We start from the raw sequence: 21,851 nt of genomic DNA, 5'->3' as shown, positions 1-21,851 counted from the left end.
AGAGGAAGCAAGAAAAGATAACAGATCTGCTTTATCATCATTCCCACATAACCAGACAAAAAACGATCAAAATTATCCCTTCATTAAGAAAGTCCTCTCATATTCCACCATCAAAATATGTATTCTACTAATTATTATGACAAAGACGCGACATACTATTGTGACAAAACATAAAATATGATACATTTAAACTAATGTAGGTTGGTTTTAATGGAGGTGTTTGATATGATACACACAGTTTTGATTACTTTATTGATTATCGTTGCGATTGCATTAATCGTAGTAGTACTTCTTCAAAATGGTAAGAGTGCTGGACTATCTGGAGCCATTTCTGGTGGTGCAGAGCAGTTATTTGGTAAGCAAAAAGCACGTGGTTTAGAATTAATCCTTCACAATGCAACAATCGTTTTAGCAATCCTATTCTTTGTTTTAACGATTGCAGTTAGTTATTTTGATCTATAATAACGAAGTTCGGTATAGATAAAAAAACCTGGCCAAGAAAGGTCAGGTTTTTTTTCGGAAAACAAGTTGGTTCATACATAAGTGTTGATAAAAAAGAAGGAACGACCATTAATAAAGGTTAATCATATTACTGGATTCTTCCATTTCTTTTTTACTACAATAGATGAATAGTACTTTTTCTAACAAACATCGTAATTTTAATTATATATAAGGATGAAGGAGAAAATAATAAGGCAAAGGAGCGCTATCAAATGAAAATAGTAGAACAGAAACCATTAACCTTTAAAGGAGATAATAATCGTGCTGTGCTGTTATTGCATGGCTTTACAGGGAATACATCTGATGTGCGTTTGCTAGGTAGATATTTAAATACAAAGGGGTATACATGTTATGTTCCTTTATATAAAGGTCATGGTGTTCCGCCAGAGGAATTAGTCGAATCTGGACCGAAAGATTGGTGGAAGGATGTAACGGAAGCTTATCAGCATTTAAAAGATATGGGATATGAAGAAATTGCCGTTGGAGGACTGTCCTTAGGAGGGGTATTTTCCCTTAAATTAGGTTACACTGTACCTGTAAAGGGTATCGTAACAATGTGCGCTCCGATGTATATTAAGAGTGAAGAAGTAATGTATGAAGGAGTGCTCGAATACGCCCGCAGTTATAAGCAACGTGAGAAGAAATCAGAAGAAGTAATTGAGCAGGAAATGGCTCAATTTAAACCAATGCATACATTGAAAGAATTACAAAATCTTATAAAAGAAGTAAGAGAATCTGTTGACCTTATTTATTCACCAGTTTTTGTTATCCAAGCAAGACATGATCAAATGATTGATACAAATAGTGCTAATATTATTTATGAAGAAGTGGAATCGATTCACAAAGACATCAAATGGTATGAAAACTCAACTCATGTTATTACACATGATAAAGAGAAGGAACAGGTTTTTGAAGATTTCTATCAGTTTTTAGAAAAACTAGATTGGAAAGAATGAGAAGCAAAGGAGGTTTTTTGTTTGGAAGATATAATCAAGGAAAATGTCGAGAAGTTATTAACCTATATGAAAGATGAAGCCTATAAACCATTAACAGTACAAGAATTAGAAGAGGCTTTTGGAATAGAGGATTCTTCTCACTTTAAAGACTTCGTGAAGGCGCTTGTTCAGATGGAAGAGAAGGGACTTGTTGTTCGTACAAGAAGCAATCGTTACGGTTTACCGGAAAAAATGAATCTTATTCGAGGAAAACTTGCAGGTCATGCAAAAGGGTTTGCGTTTGTTATTCCAGAAGAACAAGGCATGGATGATATCTTTATTCCCCCAAATGAAGTAAAAACAGCGTTAAATGGAGATATTGTTTTAGCACGGGTAACTTCTGAGAGCTCTGGTCAAAGAAGAGAAGGTACAATCGTCCGGATTATTGAAAGAGGCGTACAGCAAATAGTTGGTACCTATTCGGAAAGTAAGCATTTTGGCTTTGTGATACCTGATGATAAAAAGATCGCAACCGATATTTTTATCCCAAGAGGCAGTACAAAAGGGGCTATCGAAGGGCATAAAGTAGTTGTTAAACTAACTTCCTATCCAGAAGGCAGAAAGAATGCAGAAGGGGAAGTTATCAAAATACTAGGACATAAGAATGACCCAGGTGTTGATATTTTATCGGTAATACATAAGCATGGATTACCACTAGCTTTCCCGGAAAATGTACTAGATCAAGCGAATAATGCTCCAGATACGATAGATGAAAAGGAAATTGCAAACAGACGAGATTTGCGTAATGAAACAATTGTCACTATTGATGGTGCAGACGCAAAAGATTTGGATGATGCGGTTACTGTTACTATTTTAGAAAACGGTCATTATAAACTAGGGGTTCATATTGCAGATGTTACTTACTATGTAACAGAAAATACTCCTATTGATGTAGAAGCAGAGGAGAGAGGAACGAGTGTTTACTTAGTAGACCGAGTGATTCCAATGATTCCACATCGTTTATCTAATGGAATATGTTCCTTAAATCCTAAAGTAGATCGCTTGACTCTTTCCTGTGAGATGGAAATTACGCCAGATGGTGAAGTAGTGAAGCATGAAATTTTTCAAAGTGTTATTAAGACAACAGAGCGCATGACTTATGCAGATGTGAATTCCATATTACATGAAAAAGATGAAGAATTGAGAGCCAAATATGAAGGACTTGTGCCAATGTTTGAGCGTATGGAAGAGCTTGCGGCAATCCTTCGTAAAAAACGTATGACCCGTGGTGCCATTGACTTTGACTTTAAAGAATCAAAGGTCCTTGTGGATGAGGATGGAAAGCCACAGGATGTTATTTTACGAGAACGTTCTGTTGCGGAAAAACTGATAGAAGAGTTTATGCTAGTTGCTAATGAAACAGTTGCAGAACATTTCCATTGGATGCAGGTTCCGTTTATCTACCGTATTCACGAAGATCCAAAAGAAGAAAAACTAAGAAGATTCTTCGAGTTTATTACAAACTTTGGCTATATTGTAAAGGGGACTGCAAATTCTGTACATCCTAGAGCGTTACAAGAAATAATTGAAGAAGTTCAGGGGACCCCTGAAGAGATGGTTATTTCTACGGTAATGCTGCGTTCCATGCAACAGGCGAAGTACTACCCTGAGAGCCTAGGGCATTTTGGTCTATCAACGGAATTCTATACGCATTTTACTTCACCTATTAGACGCTATCCAGATTTAATCGTACACCGTTTGATTCGTACGTATTTAATTGAAGGAGATATCAGTTCCACGACACAAGAAAAATGGAATAGCCGCTTAACAGAAATAGCAGAGCACTCTTCTAGTATGGAAAGAAGATCGGTAGAAGCTGAGCGTGAAACAGATGAGTTGAAGAAATCAGAGTACATGCTTGATAAAATTGGTGAGGAATATGATGGTATTATTAGCTCCGTTACGAATTTTGGAATGTTTGTAGAGCTTACAAATACAATCGAAGGACTTGTCCATGTCAGCTATATGACCGATGACTACTATCGTTATGATGAACGTCATTTTGCAATGATTGGCGAAAGAACCGGAAAAGTCTTCCGTATTGGAGACGAAATTACGGTGCGTGTCGTAAATGTAAATAAAGATGAACGTGCAATCGACTTTGAAATTGTCGGCATGAAGGGAACACGCCGCAGAGATCCAAAGAAAGACGGCAAGGTATTCTCCACTGGTAGTGTCTCTCGTGCACCGCGCAAAGGTAAATCAGATAGAGATAGAGATACGGATCGTAAAGGAAAACCTGGAGAATCCCGACGAAAAGGAAAGAATGATAGAAAACACTTCGAGAATGCACCAAAAGCAAAGAGAAAGAAAAAGAAGCGTTAACGGCTAAATAGGTACATTTTATGCATGTGGTTCCTTTTAAAAAAGAAACCACATGCAGGGGATGTTTGAATAATAGACATTCTTTTGTTAAAATTATTGGCAGAGTAGGGGGAAGAGACATGCCAAAAGGTGAAGGGAAATTAGTTGCACAGAATAAAAAAGCAAATCATGATTACTTTATCGAGGAGACTTACGAGGCAGGGATTGTTCTTCAAGGAACAGAAATCAAAGCAATTCGTGCTGGTAGAGTAAACTTAAAGGAATCATATGCGCGCATTATTAATGGAGAAGTATTCCTGCTAGGTATGCATATTAGTCCATATGAGCAAGGAAATCGTTATAATCATGATCCTTTAAGAACAAGAAAGCTTCTATTACATCGAAAGCAAATTAATAAATTAATTGGTGATACAAAAGAAGTAGGTTATGCTTTAGTCCCATTAAAGATTTATTTTAAAAATGGTTTTGCAAAGGTTTTGATTGGTTTAGGTAAGGGTAAAAAGAACTATGACAAGCGTGAAACCTTGAAACGTAAAGAAGCAAATCGCAGCATCGAACGTGCTTTACGTGAAAGGCAAAAAATGTAATCCAAAACTTTACAATTGAAATACGCTATAGTTATGTTATAATAAGTTATGTCGATAAGACAACATAACTTTAAGCTCCTATTTCAGAGCTTCCGAAACGTTACGCTTTTCTATTAAAGCGGGAATCTTGTAATGTAACTATTACTTGATTTTATTCCTTATATGGGGACGCTACGGATTCGACAGGGATAGTTCGAGCTTAGGTTGCGAGTCGAGGGGATCGGCCTCGTTAAAACGTCAAAGCCTATAACTGGCAAACAACAAAACAACTTCGCTTTAGCTGCTTAATAGCGCTTAGCGGTTCCTCCCTCCATCGCCCATGTGGTAGGGTCAGGGACTCAAACTGAGTGGGCTACTCCGGATTCCACCGTCTGAGGAAGAAGGAAGAGAACAACCAGACTAGCTTATCGGGCGCCTGTCAACAGGCAGAAGAATAAGCGAAATGCGAATATGTTGACTACACTCGTAGAAGCTTAAGTGCCGATGTTTCTGGACGTGGGTTCGACTCCCACCGTCTCCATACATAGAAATCCCCTGGATTTCACTGAGTGTCATAAACGTTGATATAACAACGCTTGTGGCACTTTTTTATTGCCTTTGAGTTGTACTGAATTGCATTGAATCCTTATTAAAAACCTTATTAACCTTTGTTAATCCTTTGTTAGAATTTAATCGGATTCATCATTTAGAAAGGCAGTGAATTTATCAATTGTTCCGGCTTTCGCTTTTCGAGTAACGTGTGCATAAATTTCGAGTGTTGTTTTGACATCGTTATGACCTAATCGATACTGCACTTCTTTAATGGATGCTCCGGCTTCGAATAGTAAGGAGCAATGAGTGTGTCGAAGGCCATGCGTTGTAATGGGTTCTAGCTGATGTTTTTTAATGAAACTAGAAAGCCACTGAACGGTCTTGTTTGGATCCTGCAAAACGTTAAAAGTATTAGAGAACACTAATTGTTGCTTCGTTTTCGTATTGATTTTTTTCGCTGAAAAGATGTTATCTTGTTCAGTGCGCCACTTTTTTAAAAAATCGACTGTTTCTGGATCCAATTTAATTGTGCGAGGTTTACCGTTTTTAGTTGTACCAAGATAAAGCCCGTTTTCTCCACGTTTCACAGCCTTTGTAATACGGATTTCCAACGTATCAAAGTCGATATCCTTCCATTTCAAGGCAAAAACTTCTCCTTTACGCATTCCAGAAAAGGCTAATAATCGAAATACGACCTGTTTCTTCAAGTTAGTTTCTTGCTGTAAACAATTTAAAAAATGGACTAATTGCTCTCGGGAATAAAAGTTTTCAAATTCATCATCATCATCTTCAAGAGAAATCGTCTTTTTGATGATAGGCAGTTCAACTAAATCAAAAGGGTTTTTATCAATGATGCTATGTTTAATAGCAAACTTCATAACAAGAGCAGCGTAGTTTTTCACCATCTTAAAACGCTTTAACTTTTTGGCCCATTGATTAACGTGTTTTTGGCAAATCGCTGCATCGATCTTGGCAATACGATATGACCCAAAGGTAGGCAAAATATGATTTTGAAAAATACGTTTGGTTTTTAAGAGAGTGCTATCCTCAACAGTATTTTCGTAGTGTTCCATCCACAGCTCGTAAACCTCTTGGTATGTGTCTTTAGAAACCTTGCCAAACGTGCCATTCTTGATTTCTTGTTGCAGCTCATAATAAGCCTCTTTTGCTTCTTTTTTGGTTTTAAATCCGCTGCGAGTCGTTGTTTTTTCTTTGCCTGTCAATGGATCTGTACCGATGTAAATGTGGAATTTATATCGGATTGCATCATTTTGTAGCTTGTAGGTTTTAATATTTACCATGTTTTCCTCCAGTTCTTGCTTACGGAGACTAAAGGAAGTAGTATCTTGTACTACACTTTTAGTTTAGTGAATAAGAAGGACTTTAGCAAATTAGAAAACAAAAGACGTAACAGAGTTATTAAACTCTATTACGTCTGAAAACCGTTATTCAATCAAGTACGGTGGCGTATAGTCTTGCAAATCATCGAAGGAAGTAAATTCTTTAGCGAGATATTCGTCGTAACATAACATCAAAATTTGTTCCTCTGTAACTTGTCGACGAAAATCCTCATGGAAAACTTTATTGTAGATTTCAACTGCTGAAATATGATTGTAAAAATGCATTTCATCTTCATTTGTAAAAAAAGATGTCCATACGAAATGATTGTCATGATCAAAGTAAATACGAGCGATATCATAATAACTATTGAAATTTTTCACTGCATTAGCTAAGCCAAAAACTTTAAATTCACCAAGATTCTGAATAGGTGTTTCTTGATTACTAATAACGATCCAAGTTCCATCAATATTTACAGCGTTAATTGTATCGTTCATACACCACTTGCGTACTGTACGTTCTGTAACATTCCATTTTTCTGCAGCTTCTTTTAATGACATTAAGTGATCCATTTATAATTTCCTCCTGTTTATTCGATATCAAACTCTTTATAGTAATCTAGTAGACATTGCAGTGTATTTAACTTAATTTTCATAGTTGCATGAGAATAAAATTTATGAGTTGCAGTATTTTTAATTAAATGCCCCACACGATTCTGAATACCAAAAAAATCTGCACTAGCTTCAACCAAGTGTGTTACATGTGTATGACGTAAGCCGTGTACTGTAATGTATTTAATATTCGCTTTTTGGATAGCTTCATTTAAATAATCATTAGGGTAACTTGATTTTAGAAGATTGTTTACCGAGTTATTGAAAATAAATTGTTCATTATCGGTCTTACGTGTTAAACCTAATTGAGTTAATTGTTGTTTTTGGACTTCCTTCCATTCTTTAAGCATATTCATAGTTGTCGGATCTAAAGGAATAATGTGACTAAGTTTTCCTTTAGTTAGACCGATGTTTTGCCCTTCGTTATATTTGGAATATGAATATGCAGCATGGATAGAAAGTAACTTATGATCGAAATCTACATCTGACCAGGTTAACACCAATAGTTCCCCTTTACGCATTCCAGTGAACATAAGGAGCCGTAATAAACATTGCTTTTTTAATTCTAACTCAGGTAAAACGTGTAACAATTTTTTGAAATCTTCTACTTCAAGATAATTATCATTTTGTTGATGTGGAGCTTCTTTTGGAATTGATGCTAATTTGAATGGATTTGAATGAATATATCCCAAACAAACAGCCTTATCCATTACATCCGAAGCGTAATTAATAATGTGATGAAAGTACTTTAATTTTTTCGAAAGTCCGAATGCGAATTGCTCACACATTGCAACGTTAATTTTTGCTAATTTCTTTTCACCAAAGAAAGGTAAAATATGATTTTCAAAATAACTTTCTGTCTTTGAAAAAGTACTCATAACGATACCTGAAACCTGATATGATTTGATCCATTGCTCATAAGCCTGGTTATATGTTTTTAGCATTTTAGCTGGATTTAAACCATTGCTAAATTCAAACTTTAGTTTTTCAATGGCTAGCTCTGCTTGTTTAACCGTTTTAAATTTACTGCGAGTCACAGTTTCTTCTTTTCCTGTTAGTGGATTTATTCCAAGATAAATCGTGAATCGGAATAATGTTGTCCCATTTTTTAATTGATAAGGTTTAATTTGTTGATACTTCTTTGAAGTGTTTTGCATATGAAATGCCCTCCTGAAATTTAATTTTTAGTGATGGAGAGGATTATCTTTAAAAATAAGAGAACCTCTCATTGATCTTTTTAAAAACTATATTGCTTCATGAATTCGTCTAATGCCGTTTTCTATACGCGTTTAATACGACCAATTTCTGCTACCTCGAGGCCCATTGCTCGAAAGCTCCTCAGCGACTTATATGACACATTTAAATACTTTGCAGCCGTTTTTAAATCCATCCATTGCTCATTTTCTTCTAAATCATTTGATTGCATCTGAAGTTCCTCCTTTCTCCTGCTAGAACATTAATTATCTAGCCATGTTGTTTAAAAGCTGGAAGTATAATAACAGCCGTTTTCTCATATTCGAATAGCTATTTAAAAATTTATTGATTTTTTTTTACAAAAGGGGATAAGATAATAAATTCTTGTCGACCTGATTTACCGCCATATTCAAATTGTATAAAGCCACGCTCTTCTAAAATTTTTAATGCTAATTTAAAAGGTGGAGCAGTAGTAAAAATTTTTTTTGTTTTTTGCCATAAATCTTGCTTAGCGACTTTTCGCACTTTTTTTTCTTCTGTTAGCAGTTCTAACTTATATAATAAATATTGAGCCATATCATTAGATTCTTTATTAAACATAGTTCCAAAAGCATTGATAATTTGAGAATCAAAATATCCCTTTAAATTAAGTGCATTATTTAATGTTTCTATATTAATTGTGGTAGGGATATCTGCTTTTCCATCGGCTTTTTCGGTATATTTAGCAACATGTAATAATCCTGTAAGGCGCAATAAATTGCCAATGATTTTCCCACCCCAACTTTTCAAGGAGTCTGAATACAACTGTTCAGGTAAAAATAATGTTTCCACATGTTGTTCGAATTTCTTCAAGACATCGTATGCCTCTGAAGAAAGTTGGAGTGCAACCGAATTTTTATCTTCAAAACTTAGGAGTTTAGAAATTAAATTGCTATATAAATCTTTAGTTTCGAAATCCACTGGTTCAGCATTGTATACGTCGCGTTTACCTAATAAGTCACTAGGCATAGAGATTAAAAAACGAGGAATTAAGCCGCGATCAATGATTTTTTGAGGCATATCCTCAATAACTGCTGGTTGGGCTGATATACAAATTGTCACCAAAGGCTCTTCTAAACGTTCAGTATCCCTCGAGATTCGGTCAGTTCGTAAAGGATCACCTGAATACCCTTTTAGGTAAACATCTAGCTTACTTGCGTCTAATTTAATAGAAGATTTTAACCGTTCAAATAAATCTCCTTCGGAAGAGGCAATAGCTATTCGTTCGGAATTTTGAAAAAGTTTTGAGATGATTGCTTCCTCAGTTGAATTATCTAAAATGAATGTGGGAGCAGGCTGTGGTTTTAATTTTTCTTTTAAGGCCCACAATTCTTCCAATGCTCCTTGTAGTTCAATATCACCTGATTTGGCATATTCATTTTCTAGTTTATCGATACGCTTATTTACTAGAGACAGTTGTTTTTCATTCTTTTTCTGTTGCTCTTGATGCGATTTAATAAGATCCGATTCATAATTGAATATTGGTCCTGTCATTAATCCAAACACCGAAGATTTACGATTAGATGCTTGCAATAGCACTGCTGTATATGTGTTCAAAGGTTCTTTCCAGCCAACGACTGGTTCAACATGAAACTTTTTTTGTAAAGTTGTTGATAGCACACCAATCAAACAAATTGCAGCTAAATCTACTGGTGTTTGTGTAAAGCGACTTACTGATAAAACCATATTTTTCAAAGTATCAGGAAAAATATTGACATCAAATTCCTTTAGAGATGGTTTTTCAAAGGTTACCGGTGGTTGCCATTCAAAACCGTATTCATCTAAGCTATTAATACTTTCCTGCAACTCTTTAAACAAAGCATCAATTGATTCTTGTCCACGAATTTTTGCATTGGACAATTCTTCTTCAGCATGTTTTCCTTCAGCTATTATTAACTTAGATTCAGCTAATTTTAGTTCTGAAAAACTAGTTTCTACTTCTTTACTTTCTTTTTCTTTGAATTCATTACGCTCTTGTTTATCCTGCATGTTGAATTTTCCTCCGTTATTGATAATTTTGAAACCTAGGTACCTAATCGCTATAAAAACATATTTACAACAACCTTTCCGGCTAGGGTGCTGTGGAATCCTTAGAGAGACTAAAAAGCGTGTCCCTTCGAAATTTGAAGTATTCTAACAGAGTATTTAAAGCATTCGAATAGCTTCGAACGCTATTTTTCCTTTTATTTTTTTGAAAAAGTAATAGGAATGTTAAACCTCAATGAATTGTTTCAAATTCGCAAATCAGTATATCGATAGGTCATGTGTATTCTTATGGGTCTAAAGTACCTTTTTAAGAGACGGAAATAAAAAAGCGAAAAGGGGGTGGCACAGGGACAACTCTTTTCGCTTTTCGTAACTTGTTTGCTTTTATTTTTCTGTTGTTAACTTAGCTAGAAGTACCCTTATTCAAGAGGAATTTCTAAGTGGGAATGTTCAGTGTTTTTTGATTGACCATTAATTTTGATGTCTAGGTACCTTAGGCTAAGGTTTTCGGTGCATATTTTATATGCTTGAGCAAATGTAAGTAAATAAGGCGTAGTGAAGAAGTGTGTTTTTTGGTAATGCTGGTTTCAATTGCTCTAAGATTCGAAAGGCTTCAATTGATTTAGCTAAATTAACCGTGTAATAGATTAAGTTCTTATATTAAAGTTTGTTTTAGGTAACTTTAGTACGTCTGTAGGTACTCTAATTCTCCTAGTTGTTTTTGAAAAGATAGCTAGAAAAAATGTATTCTCTATTGAAAGCAGCTACGGGAGACGCCTATTAAATTTGCCTAAAAAGGGAACCAGAAATAGGTAGCAGCAAATTAGCATATTCTAAAGAGGGAAATAAAAAATTAATGATAGTAATCTTATTTAATAGATAATTTCTGTCGTGGGAAATATTCCCTATACAGAAAAGCAAGATGCTATAATAATAGAAACTACTTAAAGAGAAAGGTTGTGTTATTAGATGGAGCAATACACAGTCTTACGTAAAGATTTAATTCATGAGTTAGAAACATATTTAATTGGTCCACGTATGGAAGATGAAATACTTGGTACAAATATTAGACCGATGCAGTTCTATTTAACGGGGAAATTAGTTCCATTTGGTTCTACATCAGATGTTGTAAATGAACGTGATAATGCAATAGAAACACATGTACAAGCAAGCGAAGAAGAAATAAATGAACAGCTTACAATAAAAAAACTTTTTCGTCCTTCTACCATGGGAATTAGTTTTAAACTGCAAGAATTAACAACTATTGTAATTGAAGCTTCTTGGGCTATTTATGAGGATAAAGAACATAAGCGTATGCCACAAGCGGAAAGATGGGAAATTAATCTTTCGGATAAGAGAACGGATACGTTAGAAAATTTAAATGACTCGAAGCATGGGAAAGTACGTTATACCGTTACTTACCGAAATAACTTATATCACGTAAATGTTTTTCTAATGAATAGTTTGAAGAGAGAAAATCAATATCCAGAACAAGATGAAGTTATGTTTCAAAGCTCTTTAAAGGTACATATACCTACAATTCATGTAGCTAAATTTACATCTAAAGCTGATCAATATCATGTCCAAAATGAACTTCTTTATCGTGATAAAGAAGAATTAGCAATTGGTCATGGCGTGGGGGTTGATTGGGAAACCGATGGAAACAGTACAACGATTTATTCAACATGGATGCCACGTTATGAATTGCCGAATGTGGAGCATTGTAAAATCGAAAATCAGTCATTTAAGATGAAGGATTTAAGTGAATATCCTGTAGCCATCTTAAAGGAAAAATTAAGTGTTATACCAGCAGCCTATAAATTGTGGCTGAATCATGAAACGAAAATAGTAAATGAGCTACCTGATTATTTAAAGAGTGAAGCGGAACAAAATATTTTAAAAGTAAAAAGTATCATCGAACGTCTAGAAGAAGGAATTTCATTAGTAACAGAAAGTAATAATTCCTTATGTTATTTAGCGTTTCAATTTGCAAACCGTGCGATGCTATTGCAACGAGCGCAATCAGGCGTGGCTCAAACGTATCGTACTACCGGAGAGAGAATAAAACCTACATTAGATGGAGAATGGCGTTTATTCCAATTAATATTTTTACTTATGAATGTTGCCGGTGCATCTGATGAACAGCATATAGACAGAGAAATTGTTGATTTAATTTGGTTCCCAACTGGGGGCGGTAAGACAGAGGCTTATTTAGGTGTGGCGGCTTATGTCATGGCATATCGCCGATTATTAGCGCCAAAACAAGTAGACAAGTATGCTGGAGTTACAGTTTTTATGCGTTATACATTGCGTTTGTTAACAACACAACAATTCCAACGAGCTGCAGCTTTAATTTGTGCTGCAGAAGTTCTGCGTAAACCAAATGCAAATTTATTTGGAGAAGAGCCATTTAGTATAGGGCTTTGGATTGGACAGGATTCATCTCCTAATAAATTTGTAGATGCAATGGATAAGCTTGAACAATTACGAGATGGTAAAGAAGTTAAGACTGGCAATCCTATTCAACTAATAAACTGTCCGTGGTGTGGGTCGGAACTAGGGCCGGAGCAGTATGAAATTAACACGAATTCACAGAAAATTTGTTGTTCTAATAAAGCGTGTGCATTTAAACACGGAATTCCTGTTTATACAGTTGATGAGGCAATTTATCTGAAGTTACCAACATTGTTAATTGGTACGGTAGATAAAATTGCTCAGTTACCTTGGAAACAAGATATGCATGAACTATTTGGTAATAAAAACGTGTATCATCGTGAGTTAGGATTTAAATATAGTGATTCTACCCCAAGGGGATACAGTCGTATTAATCGTTTGAAACCACCTGAATTAATTATTCAAGATGAGCTTCATTTGATTTCAGGACCATTAGGCTCTTTAACAGGTTTATATGAGGTAGCAATTGATCTATTAACAAGAAATAACGGAAGACCAGCTAAAGTAATTGCTTCAACAGCAACAATTAGTGGTGCGGACGAGCAAATTCGAGCGTTATACGGTCGGGAAATGCAGCAGTTCCCATTAGCTGTGCAAAAAGCAAATGATAATTTCGTTTCAAAAGAGGTGCCGACTTCTGAAAAGCCAGGCCGATGCTATGTAGGAATCTGTGCGCCAGGAGTCAGTAATAAAATTCAAGCGATTCAAACATATAGTGCATATGCAACGATAACAAGAAGTGAGCCAAAGTTTAAAGTAGATCCATATTATACAATGCTAGGCTATTTTAATACGGTTAAAGAATTGGCAGGTATGGTTACTACTTTTAAAGATGAAGTAAACTCACGATTAAATATGCTAGATCCAACAAATAAATTTGAACATGATCTATCCGTTGAAGAATTAACGAGCCGGAAAAAGGCACAAGAAATTCCACAGCTACTAACACAAATGGAGAAAACTTTAGATGAAGCAGGTGTTCTTGATGCCGTCCTTGCAACGAATATGATTTCAGTAGGTGTCGATGTGGACCGACTTGGAACAATGTTTGTACAAGGGCAACCGAAAACGACTTCTGAATATATTCAAGCGACGAGCCGTGTTGGGCGTAAATATCCAGGAGTTGTATTTGTTCTGCTTAATTCACTACGGTCTAGAGATTTATCGCATTTTGAACGTTTTAAAGCATACCATCAAGCACTCTATCGTCATGTAGAAACGATGAGTGTAACACCTTTCGCAAAAGGTGCTTTATATAAAGGGTTAACAGGTACGTTTGTTGGATTTATGCGTCAAACGATTATGGAAATCAACTCTGAGCAAAGTCCGAAAAAAATAGTACAACTACAAAATAAAGTAGATACAGCAACCGTTCAATTTTTAGAAAGAGTTCAAAATGCTTATGGTGCAACCATTGAAAACGAAGTAAAGGGTTTATTAGAATGGTGGCGAGAATTAGCGTTGAAGCACGCTGAAGATACTTTAGCTTACAAAGAATCTAAATATGTAAAAGCTTACTTATTAAAAAACTTTAATGAAGAAGTGAAGGTAAAAGATGCTCGTCCAGCTATGATGTCATTAAGAAATGTAGAAGCAGCCATTGAAATTGAGGTGTTAAAATCGTGAATCAACAAAATGAGACAATTAGGCCTTCCCAACTAATATATCAATCAGGGCCAGGAGCAATCGTTGAACTTTTATATCAAAGCGTCATCGTGAAATCAGCAGATCAGTGGCAAACAAGAAGGGCGCCTCAAGAAAAAGATGTACGAATTACATCGTTTTTAGGAGTTGACCACGTACGCATTTTAAATGAAAATCCTGATAAACAAAAAATTAAAGCGGTTGAGTTTCCTAAATGGAAAATCTGTCCGAAGTGCCATAATATGACGAATTATGATAATACTAATTGTTATTATTGTGCGCGGAAAAATGAAGATGACATTCAGGAGCTTTATGCAAGCCGCTTTGTATTAGCATGTGAAAATGGTCATTTGTCAGATTTTCCTTATGAAGAATGGGTACATCGAAATAAGCCTTGTACAGAACAATCTAAAGATCCACGATTAATGCTAAAAACCCGTGGCTCAAGTGGATCTTTATCTGATTTACACGTGATTTGCTTGCACTGTAAGCATAGTGAAAGTTTAGGGAGTATTATGAAGCCTGAAGAAAGAGAGAATCATAGTTTATTTGATTGTCATGGGGAACGACCGTGGATTAGTAATACTGCCAAACAGAAATGTAATTGTAAAATGAAAACGACGTTGCGTGGCGCATCTAATGTTTATTCACCTTCTGTTATGAGTTTTTTACAAGTTCCTTTAACAGCATCTAGCTCAGAATTTGAGGTTCTATATTTAGTAGAAAAAGATAAAGAAAATTTTAGTAAAGCATATCTAGGTATGGGTGAAGCAGGTCTTGAAATGGCATGTAATTTTAAAAATATCCCTTCTTCTTTTATACCTGCTATTAAGCAGTATTTAGATGGTTCAATAACGCTTGCAGAAAGTTCTACCTATGAATCGATTAAAAAGCAGGAGTGGAACACGCTAATACAGGAGGAAATAAACGAAGAGCGTTTTTCATCTAAGAAAGTTGATATTGCGCCAACGTTAGTGCCGTATTTTGATGGGATTTTCCGTGTGGATTCTGTACCTGAAGTACAAGTTTTAAAAGAATTTACTCGATTAGACTATATTGACCGATTTACAGATGAAGAAGCGAAAACACAGCCAGTTGTTATAACAAGCGATTTGAAATGGTTACCAGCTGTGCGAAATTACGGTGAAGGTATTTTCTTTCAATTTAATTTAGAAAAATTGCTCCAGTGGGAACAAACTGAGCAAATTACGAGTGCTATTGTAAGGGCATATAATACCCAGCGCGAAGAATTTAAAAAGTCACCATTAGATATTCTGCCACGCCAAATTTTGTTGCATACGTTTAGCCATGCTTTGTTGCAGGAACTAGCTGCACATTGCGGCTATACAATGACGTCTTTAAAAGAACGTATTTATGCAAATGATGACATGTATGGTGTGTTTATATACACTGCCTCTGGAGATTCAGAAGGAAGTTTAGGTGGATTAACAAACTTGGCTCAAAGCGAAAAGTTATTACCTATAATTATTCGTGCATTAGAAAAGATGAGTTATTGTTCATCTGATCCAATCTGTTCAGATGGGGAATTCGAATATCATACGTCAGCAAATGGCGCGGCCTGTCATGCATGTACATTTGTTTCCGAAACTTCTTGTGAATGGGGAAATTTATTGCTAGATCGTCGAACATTAATCAACATTAATCCGAATGAGAAAGACGGTTACTTTGATCAATTATTAGAAATGTAATGTAAGAGGTGTTTAGTTGTGAAAGTAGATTTAGTCGATAATAAAGGGAATAACACACTCGTTCAAGTGATGAAAGATGAAATAAAAAAAGGCTCGAAAATTGCAGTGGCCTCTGCAAAATTGAGTATGAATATTTTTCAAGAATTAAAAAAAGCGTTAGCGAAAGGGGAATCTTTTCGCTTTCTCTTTACAGAGCCAACCTTTTATCAACAAGAAATTGATGATAATCATCAATTTAAATTAGTAGAAAGAAAAGGCCAACAGCTCGATTTAGAAGGAAACCAGTTTGAAATTCCATTACGGAATCAAATGCAGTCCAAACAAATTGCAAGAGAATTATCAGAATGGATTAATCAACACGCCCAGTTTAAAACGATTTTAGGTGAAGTCTCGTATCCTAAGCAAATGATGATTAAAAACAAAACGGATGAGGACATTTTTATTCAATCGGAAATTGAGTTTACAGCGGATGGATTAGGTATCACACCTTCAAATCGCCAAGCTAGCTATACCGTCATGAAAGAAACGATGGGTGTTACGCAAAACATGCTTGCAGAGTTTGATAGACTTTGGCAAGACGAAACAAAGTCGAAAGAAATTACAGCAGAAGTATTGCAACAGCTTGATGCATTTCAAAAAGAAAATGCACCTGAATGGCTCTATTTTGTAACGTTGTATAATATCTTTTCTGAAAATCTTGAAGGTCTCTCAGAGGATAATATTATTAAAGAAGGCACGAACTTTAAAGATACGGTTATTTGGAATAAGCTGTACCCGTTCCAACGCGATGGTGTACTCGGCATGATCGACAAAATGGAGAAGTATAATGGCTGCATTTTAGCGGATAGTGTGGGGTTAGGGAAAACATTTTCGGCACTCGCGGTCATCAAATACTATGAGCTACGAAATGACCGTGTATTAGTTTTATGTCCGAAAAAGCTGCGAGATAACTGGGCGGTTTATACGCAAAATGATAAACGAAATGTGTTAAATGAAGACCGCTTTAACTATGATGTGTTAAATCATACCGATTTAAATCGCGAAAGTGGCATGTCGGGTGAAATTCGTCTCGATACAATCAATTGGTCAAATTATGATCTAGTAGTAATCGATGAATCGCACAATTTCCGAAATAACAATGCGCATAAGGGCCGATTAACACGCTATCAAAAGCTTATGCAGGAAATCATTAAAAAAGGTGTAAAAACGAAGGTGCTATTATTATCGGCTACACCCGTAAATAATAAAATGAATGATATCAAAAATCAAATTGCCTTTATAACGGAAGATAACGATCAGGCACTTAAAAAAGAAGGTATAGATAGCATTGAGCAAACGTTACGCGCGGCACAAGCGTCGTTCAATCGTTGGACAGCTTTGCCAGCACCGAAGCGAACGACAGAAGAGTTTTTAAATATGGTTGAGCAAGACTACTTCCAATTGCTTGATTTACTAACCATTGCTCGAAGTCGTAAGCATATTGAGAAATATTATAATGTCAAAGATATTGGTAGTTTCCCAACTCGATTAAAGCCGCTTTCAATTAAAGCCGATGTTGATACAGAACAACGATTTGTTAATATGAACGAAGTCAATGAGCGTTTAGAGTCATTGAGCTTTAGTATTTATCAGCCAATGAAATACGTTTTACCTCATAAACGAAAGTATTATGAAGAGTTGTATGATACTAGAGTAAAGGGTGGTCAATCGACGTTTAAACAAACAGACCGTGAGTTTGCAGTAGCCGCTTTAATGAAGGTGAACTTGTTCAAGCGTTTAGAAAGTTCTATTCATTCATTTAGACTGACGCTTGAAAAATTAGTTGGACGAATTGAAGGTACACTCCAAACATTACAGCTGCAAAATCAGCAAGCATATTCGGAACAATTTGATGACACTGAGCTAGATGATGAACAGCTTGAAGCGATTACAGTAGGTAGTGACAAAGTACAAATTCAATTAAATGATATTGATGCGTTGAAATGGGCAGGAGATTTACGTGCCGATTTAGCCACATTACAGGACCTATTACAACAAGCAACACAGATTTCAACTGTACGTGATGCCAAGCTTGAACAATTAGTCAATTTAATAAAAGAAAAAATTGAAAATCCAATTAATCCAGGCAATAAAAAGGTTATTATTTTCTCAGCGTTCGCTGACACTGCTAAGTACTTGTACGATAATCTTTCAGAGCGTTTACTTAATAAACAACTTTATTCTGCGTTAGTTGTCGGAAGTGGAGCGAATAAATGTACCTTAAAAGGCGTTCGTGTCAAAGACATTAATGATATTTTAATGAACTTTTCACCAAAATCGAAGGAACGCTACAAGGTGGATAGTAAACGTACAGATGAAATTGATATACTTTTTGCGACCGACTGTATTTCAGAAGGACAAAACTTACAGGACTGCGATTACTTAATAAACTACGATATTCATTGGAATCCAGTACGTGTCATCCAACGATTTGGACGTATTGATCGTATCGGTTCGACTAATACAGAAATTCAACTCGTCAACTTTTGGCCAAATATGGAATTAGATGAATATATCAATTTAGAAGAACGTGTTAAAGGACGTATGAAAATATTAAATACTTCTGCCTCTGGGGAGGAAGATATTTTAGATACGTCATCGAAAGAAATGAATGATTTAGAATATCGTCGCAATCAACTAAAAGCATTACAAAATGATGTGTTAAACTTAGAGGATGTTTCAGGTGCGATATCTATTACTGACTTAACATACACCGATTTCAAAAGTGATTTAAGTGCCGCATTAAAATTGTATAAAAAAGAGCTTGCAGTTGCTCCAAAAGGTTTGTATGCGGTTATAAGTAATGCAGATTTGCCTGAAGCAAAACCAGGTGTGATTTTTTGTTTCAAACAGCATAAAGAAGTAGCTGTTGAAAGCAATAGCCTAGCACCATACATTTTATTGTATGTGACAGATGAAGGAGAAGCGTTTATACATTACACACATGCGAAGAAAATATTAGATGCTTACCGTAAATTAACACTTGGCAAACAACAGCCAGAATTAAATTCAGTCGAGTGGTTTAATAAGCAAACAAACGATGCAGCGGATATGGAGCATTATCAAGACTTATTGAAGCAATCAATTGATATTATTAAAGATAAACAAGAAGAAGTAGGCTTTGAAAGCTTGTTTAGCTTCGGTTCAAATACATTACAAGGACAGTTGGACTTAGGTGACGATGAAATTGAACTCATTTCATTTTTAGTTGTAAAGGATGAAGCATGATGAATGAAGCGCAGTTATTAAAGGCGATTGGATTTCCAAAAGCAACGCAAATCATGAAGACGTTGCCGTATAATCAAATGGAAAACAAGTTAACACCCGCTCAGAAAAAAATCATTTCTGAACATGTAGTTTCGAGAGGTATTCGTATCTTAGCTACAATTCAAACTAATAATACGAATATTGAAGTGTATGAGAATGAAACAGAGCGTTATGATTCAATCGTTTTTTTAGCTATAAACGTAAAGGATTTAAAAAAGGCAGTGCAAATTTATAAGGTGTTTATGAGTATTATGCCGAATCCTATAGTAATTATATTCTTTGATGGTTCATATACGAAATGGGTATTCTCTACACACATTAAGAAAAAAGATGGATACTTAGTAAGTGATACTATCTATGAAATAAAAGAAGTCGTAATGCTGCAACAGGTTGAACAACAATTAAAATTTGAAAACCTTAGTAAAACAAATTTAAAAATGTTTTATGAATCGTGGCTTGAGCGTTTGCTACAATTAGAATTACAATCTCGATACAACATTTATACACCGATTTCTTTAAAAAATAATTTGCTGGAGAAACTCGTCGTGATGGACGCACAAATTGACGATTATGTAAGGCGGGCTAAAAAAGAAACGCAATTGAACATGCGGGTTGAATTACAACAAGAAGCAAATAAAGTAAAGCTTGCGAAACAAGCATTAATAGAAAAGGAGCAAGATAATGGTTAATAAAATGAATGGGGGATCGTTAGATATAACTGCACAAAATATTGCACGTTTAAAAGAGCTATTCCCAGAAATCTTAACTGATGGTGAAAAAATTGATTTTGATATGCTGAAAACGGTATTAGGGGAAGCCGTAGAAACAGAGCAAGAACGCTATCAGTTTACATGGCATGGCAAACAGAAAATGATTGCAGGATCACAACAGCCATCAAAAGGAACATTACGTCCAGTCCCAGAGAAAAGTAAAAACTTCTATACGACAGAAAATCTTTATATCGAAGGGGATAATTTGGAAGTATTGAAAATTTTACAAAAATCTTATAATGGCAAGGTGAAAATTATTTATATTGATCCACCTTATAATACAGGGAAGGATTTTGTCTATAAAGATAACTTTAAAGATGGAGTTCAGAATTATTTAGAACAAACAGGACAAGTTGATGCTGAAGGTAATCGTTTGTCAACTAATACAGAGAGTAACGGTCGTTTCCATACGGATTGGTTGAATATGATTTATGCACGATTAAAGTTAGCAAGGAATTTACTGACAGATGATGGTGTGATTTTTATTAGTATTGATGATGGAGAAAATGCAAATTTAATTAAAGTATGTAATGAAATATTTGGAGAAAATTGTTTTGTATCTTCAGCAATTTGGCGATCTTCAGATAATAGTAATAATGATGCCAAACAATTTTCAAGTGACCATAATTATACCTTGATTTATTCAAAAAAACCATTGTGGCAACCCAAAAAACAATTTGATAGTGATAAACAGCAACATTTTAAAAATCCTGATAATGACCCTAATGGCCCATATTTTGATGGTAATCCTTTAAATTCTCCAAATTATCGAGAAAACTTAATCTATGATGTTATTTCGCCAACAGGTTATAGTATTAAGCCTCCTAAAAATGGTTGGAGATGGTCAAAAGAAACACTAAATAAAAAAATAGAAACAGGAGAAATAAAATTTACAAACGATGGTAAAAAATTCAAAAGAAGAACATATTTGAAGGATATGAAGGGGTTACCACCATCTTCTCTGTGGATTAATTTAGATAAAACAGGACATAATAGACAAGCTAAATACGAATTACTTCAAATTTTACCTGAAAATGTGTTTGATACACCTAAGCCAACTAAACTTATTAAATATATTATTGGTTTAGTTGAATCAAATGAAGATGCAATTATTTTAGATTTTTTTGGTGGGTCAGGGACTACCGCAGATGCTATTATGCAAATGAATGCTGAAGACGGGGGAAGAAGGAAGTTTATATTAGTTCAACTCCCGGAGGATTTAGATGAGAGTTCTCAAAAAGCTGCAAACGATAAAAAGGTTATTCTTGAAAATGCAATTCGTTTATGTGATGGATTAAATGTAGAACATAAACTATCTGAAATAGCTAGAGAAAGAATTAATCGTGCAGGGGAAAAAGTTAAGGCTGAATTAAAAGAAAAGCATCAACAGGTCGGGTTGCTTGATGAAAATACAGTAGATCCTGATTCATTAGATATTGGCTTTAAAGTGTTGAAGTTGGATTCTTCAAACATTCGTGAATGGAATGTGGATTTTGAAAACCTAGAAGACACGTTAGATTTATATGAAACCCCATTTGTAGAAGGTCGCTCAGAGATGGATATCGTGTATGAAATTATGTTAAAGCAAGGTATAGAGCTAACATATCCAATTGACACGTTTGAAGTAAATGGTCAAACGATTTATGACATTGCTTTTGGAAGTTTATTTATTTGCTTATCAAAAGAAATTACACCAGATATTGCAAAAGCAATAATTGTACGCCGTGAGGAGCATGGAACAGAAACAAGCAGCGTTATATTCAGCGATGCGGGTTTTGGAGATGATTCAGATAAATTGAACTGTATTGAAATTCTAAAAGATGCAGGTTATCCAGAAGATAACTTGTTGACGATTTAGAGG

General features: G+C 35.2%; 14 protein-coding genes and 1 other RNA gene. 10 read left to right on the top strand and 5 right to left on the bottom strand.

Annotation, left to right across the window (positions count from 1 at the left end; all coding sequences use genetic code 11):
* Window positions 1-228 precede the first annotated feature (228 nt).
* The 5 genes from secG (at window position 229) to ssrA (ending at window position 4,931) form a co-directional block, all read left to right on the top strand.
* Window positions 229-462, top strand: coding sequence for a preprotein translocase subunit SecG (secG, locus tag AB3U99_RS19120; protein ID WP_031540682.1), 234 nt, complete (start codon window positions 229-231; stop codon window positions 460-462).
* A 251-nt stretch (window positions 463-713) separates the two neighbouring features.
* Window positions 714-1,457, top strand: coding sequence for an alpha/beta hydrolase (locus AB3U99_RS19115; RefSeq protein WP_400243239.1), 744 nt, complete (start codon window positions 714-716; stop codon window positions 1,455-1,457).
* Between the two features lie 66 nt (window positions 1,458-1,523).
* A complete protein-coding gene (gene rnr / locus AB3U99_RS19110; RefSeq protein ID WP_400248121.1) occupies window positions 1,524-3,821 on the top strand; it encodes a ribonuclease R in 2,298 nt (765 codons plus the stop codon).
* Between the two features lie 119 nt (window positions 3,822-3,940).
* Window positions 3,941-4,408: an SsrA-binding protein SmpB gene (gene smpB, locus AB3U99_RS19105; RefSeq protein ID WP_312092652.1), complete on the top strand. Its 468-nt coding sequence runs from the start codon at window positions 3,941-3,943 to the stop codon at window positions 4,406-4,408.
* 164 nt (window positions 4,409-4,572) lie between these two features.
* Window positions 4,573-4,931, top strand: a transfer-messenger RNA (tmRNA) gene (ssrA, locus tag AB3U99_RS19100).
* A gap of 145 nt (window positions 4,932-5,076) precedes the next feature.
* On the opposite strand, the gene AB3U99_RS19095 is transcribed toward ssrA, so the two are convergent.
* From AB3U99_RS19095 to AB3U99_RS19075, 5 genes are all read right to left on the bottom strand, one after another.
* Window positions 5,077-6,240: a tyrosine-type recombinase/integrase gene (locus tag AB3U99_RS19095; protein ID WP_400243236.1), complete on the bottom strand. Its 1,164-nt coding sequence runs from the start codon at window positions 6,238-6,240 to the stop codon at window positions 5,077-5,079.
* A 144-nt stretch (window positions 6,241-6,384) separates the two neighbouring features.
* A complete protein-coding gene (locus tag AB3U99_RS19090; protein ID WP_400243234.1) occupies window positions 6,385-6,849 on the bottom strand; it encodes a helix-turn-helix domain-containing protein in 465 nt (154 codons plus the stop codon).
* 17 nt (window positions 6,850-6,866) lie between these two features.
* Window positions 6,867-8,045: a tyrosine-type recombinase/integrase gene (locus AB3U99_RS19085; protein WP_400243232.1), complete on the bottom strand. Its 1,179-nt coding sequence runs from the start codon at window positions 8,043-8,045 to the stop codon at window positions 6,867-6,869.
* 122 nt (window positions 8,046-8,167) lie between these two features.
* Window positions 8,168-8,314 carry a hypothetical protein gene (locus AB3U99_RS19080; protein ID WP_400243230.1) on the bottom strand — a complete coding sequence of 49 codons (147 nt, stop codon included), beginning with the start codon at window positions 8,312-8,314 and terminating at the stop codon, window positions 8,168-8,170.
* A 110-nt stretch (window positions 8,315-8,424) separates the two neighbouring features.
* Entirely contained in the window at window positions 8,425-10,110 is a 1,686-nt protein-coding gene (locus AB3U99_RS19075; protein WP_400243229.1) for a YfjI family protein, read from the bottom strand.
* 966 nt (window positions 10,111-11,076) lie between these two features.
* Here AB3U99_RS19075 and drmA point away from each other — a divergent pair.
* The 5 genes from drmA to AB3U99_RS19050 are packed head-to-tail and all read left to right on the top strand — an operon-like array spanning window position 11,077 to window position 21,848.
* Window positions 11,077-14,187, top strand: a complete 3,111-nt coding sequence (gene drmA / locus AB3U99_RS19070) for a DISARM system helicase DrmA (RefSeq protein ID WP_400243227.1) — start codon at window positions 11,077-11,079, stop codon at window positions 14,185-14,187.
* Window positions 14,184-15,914, top strand: coding sequence for a DrmB family protein (gene drmB / locus AB3U99_RS19065; protein ID WP_400243225.1), 1,731 nt, complete (start codon window positions 14,184-14,186; stop codon window positions 15,912-15,914). Before drmA ends, drmB begins: the two co-directional genes overlap by 4 nt.
* 18 nt (window positions 15,915-15,932) lie before the next feature.
* Window positions 15,933-19,181: a helicase-related protein gene (locus tag AB3U99_RS19060; protein WP_400243223.1), complete on the top strand. Its 3,249-nt coding sequence runs from the start codon at window positions 15,933-15,935 to the stop codon at window positions 19,179-19,181.
* Window positions 19,181-19,909: a DUF4391 domain-containing protein gene (locus tag AB3U99_RS19055; protein ID WP_400243222.1), complete on the top strand. Its 729-nt coding sequence runs from the start codon at window positions 19,181-19,183 to the stop codon at window positions 19,907-19,909. The genes AB3U99_RS19060 and AB3U99_RS19055 overlap by 1 nt, the downstream gene beginning before the upstream one ends.
* Window positions 19,902-21,848, top strand: coding sequence for a site-specific DNA-methyltransferase (locus AB3U99_RS19050; protein WP_400243220.1), 1,947 nt, complete (start codon window positions 19,902-19,904; stop codon window positions 21,846-21,848). Before AB3U99_RS19055 ends, AB3U99_RS19050 begins: the two co-directional genes overlap by 8 nt.
* Window positions 21,849-21,851: the final 3 nt, after the last annotated feature.

This window comes from Niallia tiangongensis (assembly GCF_044704065.1).
GTDB lineage: Bacteria > Bacillota > Bacilli > Bacillales > Cytobacillaceae > Niallia > Niallia tiangongensis.
The sequence above is the reverse complement of the archived record's forward strand: the minus strand, read 5'-3'. Positions and strand labels throughout refer to the sequence as shown.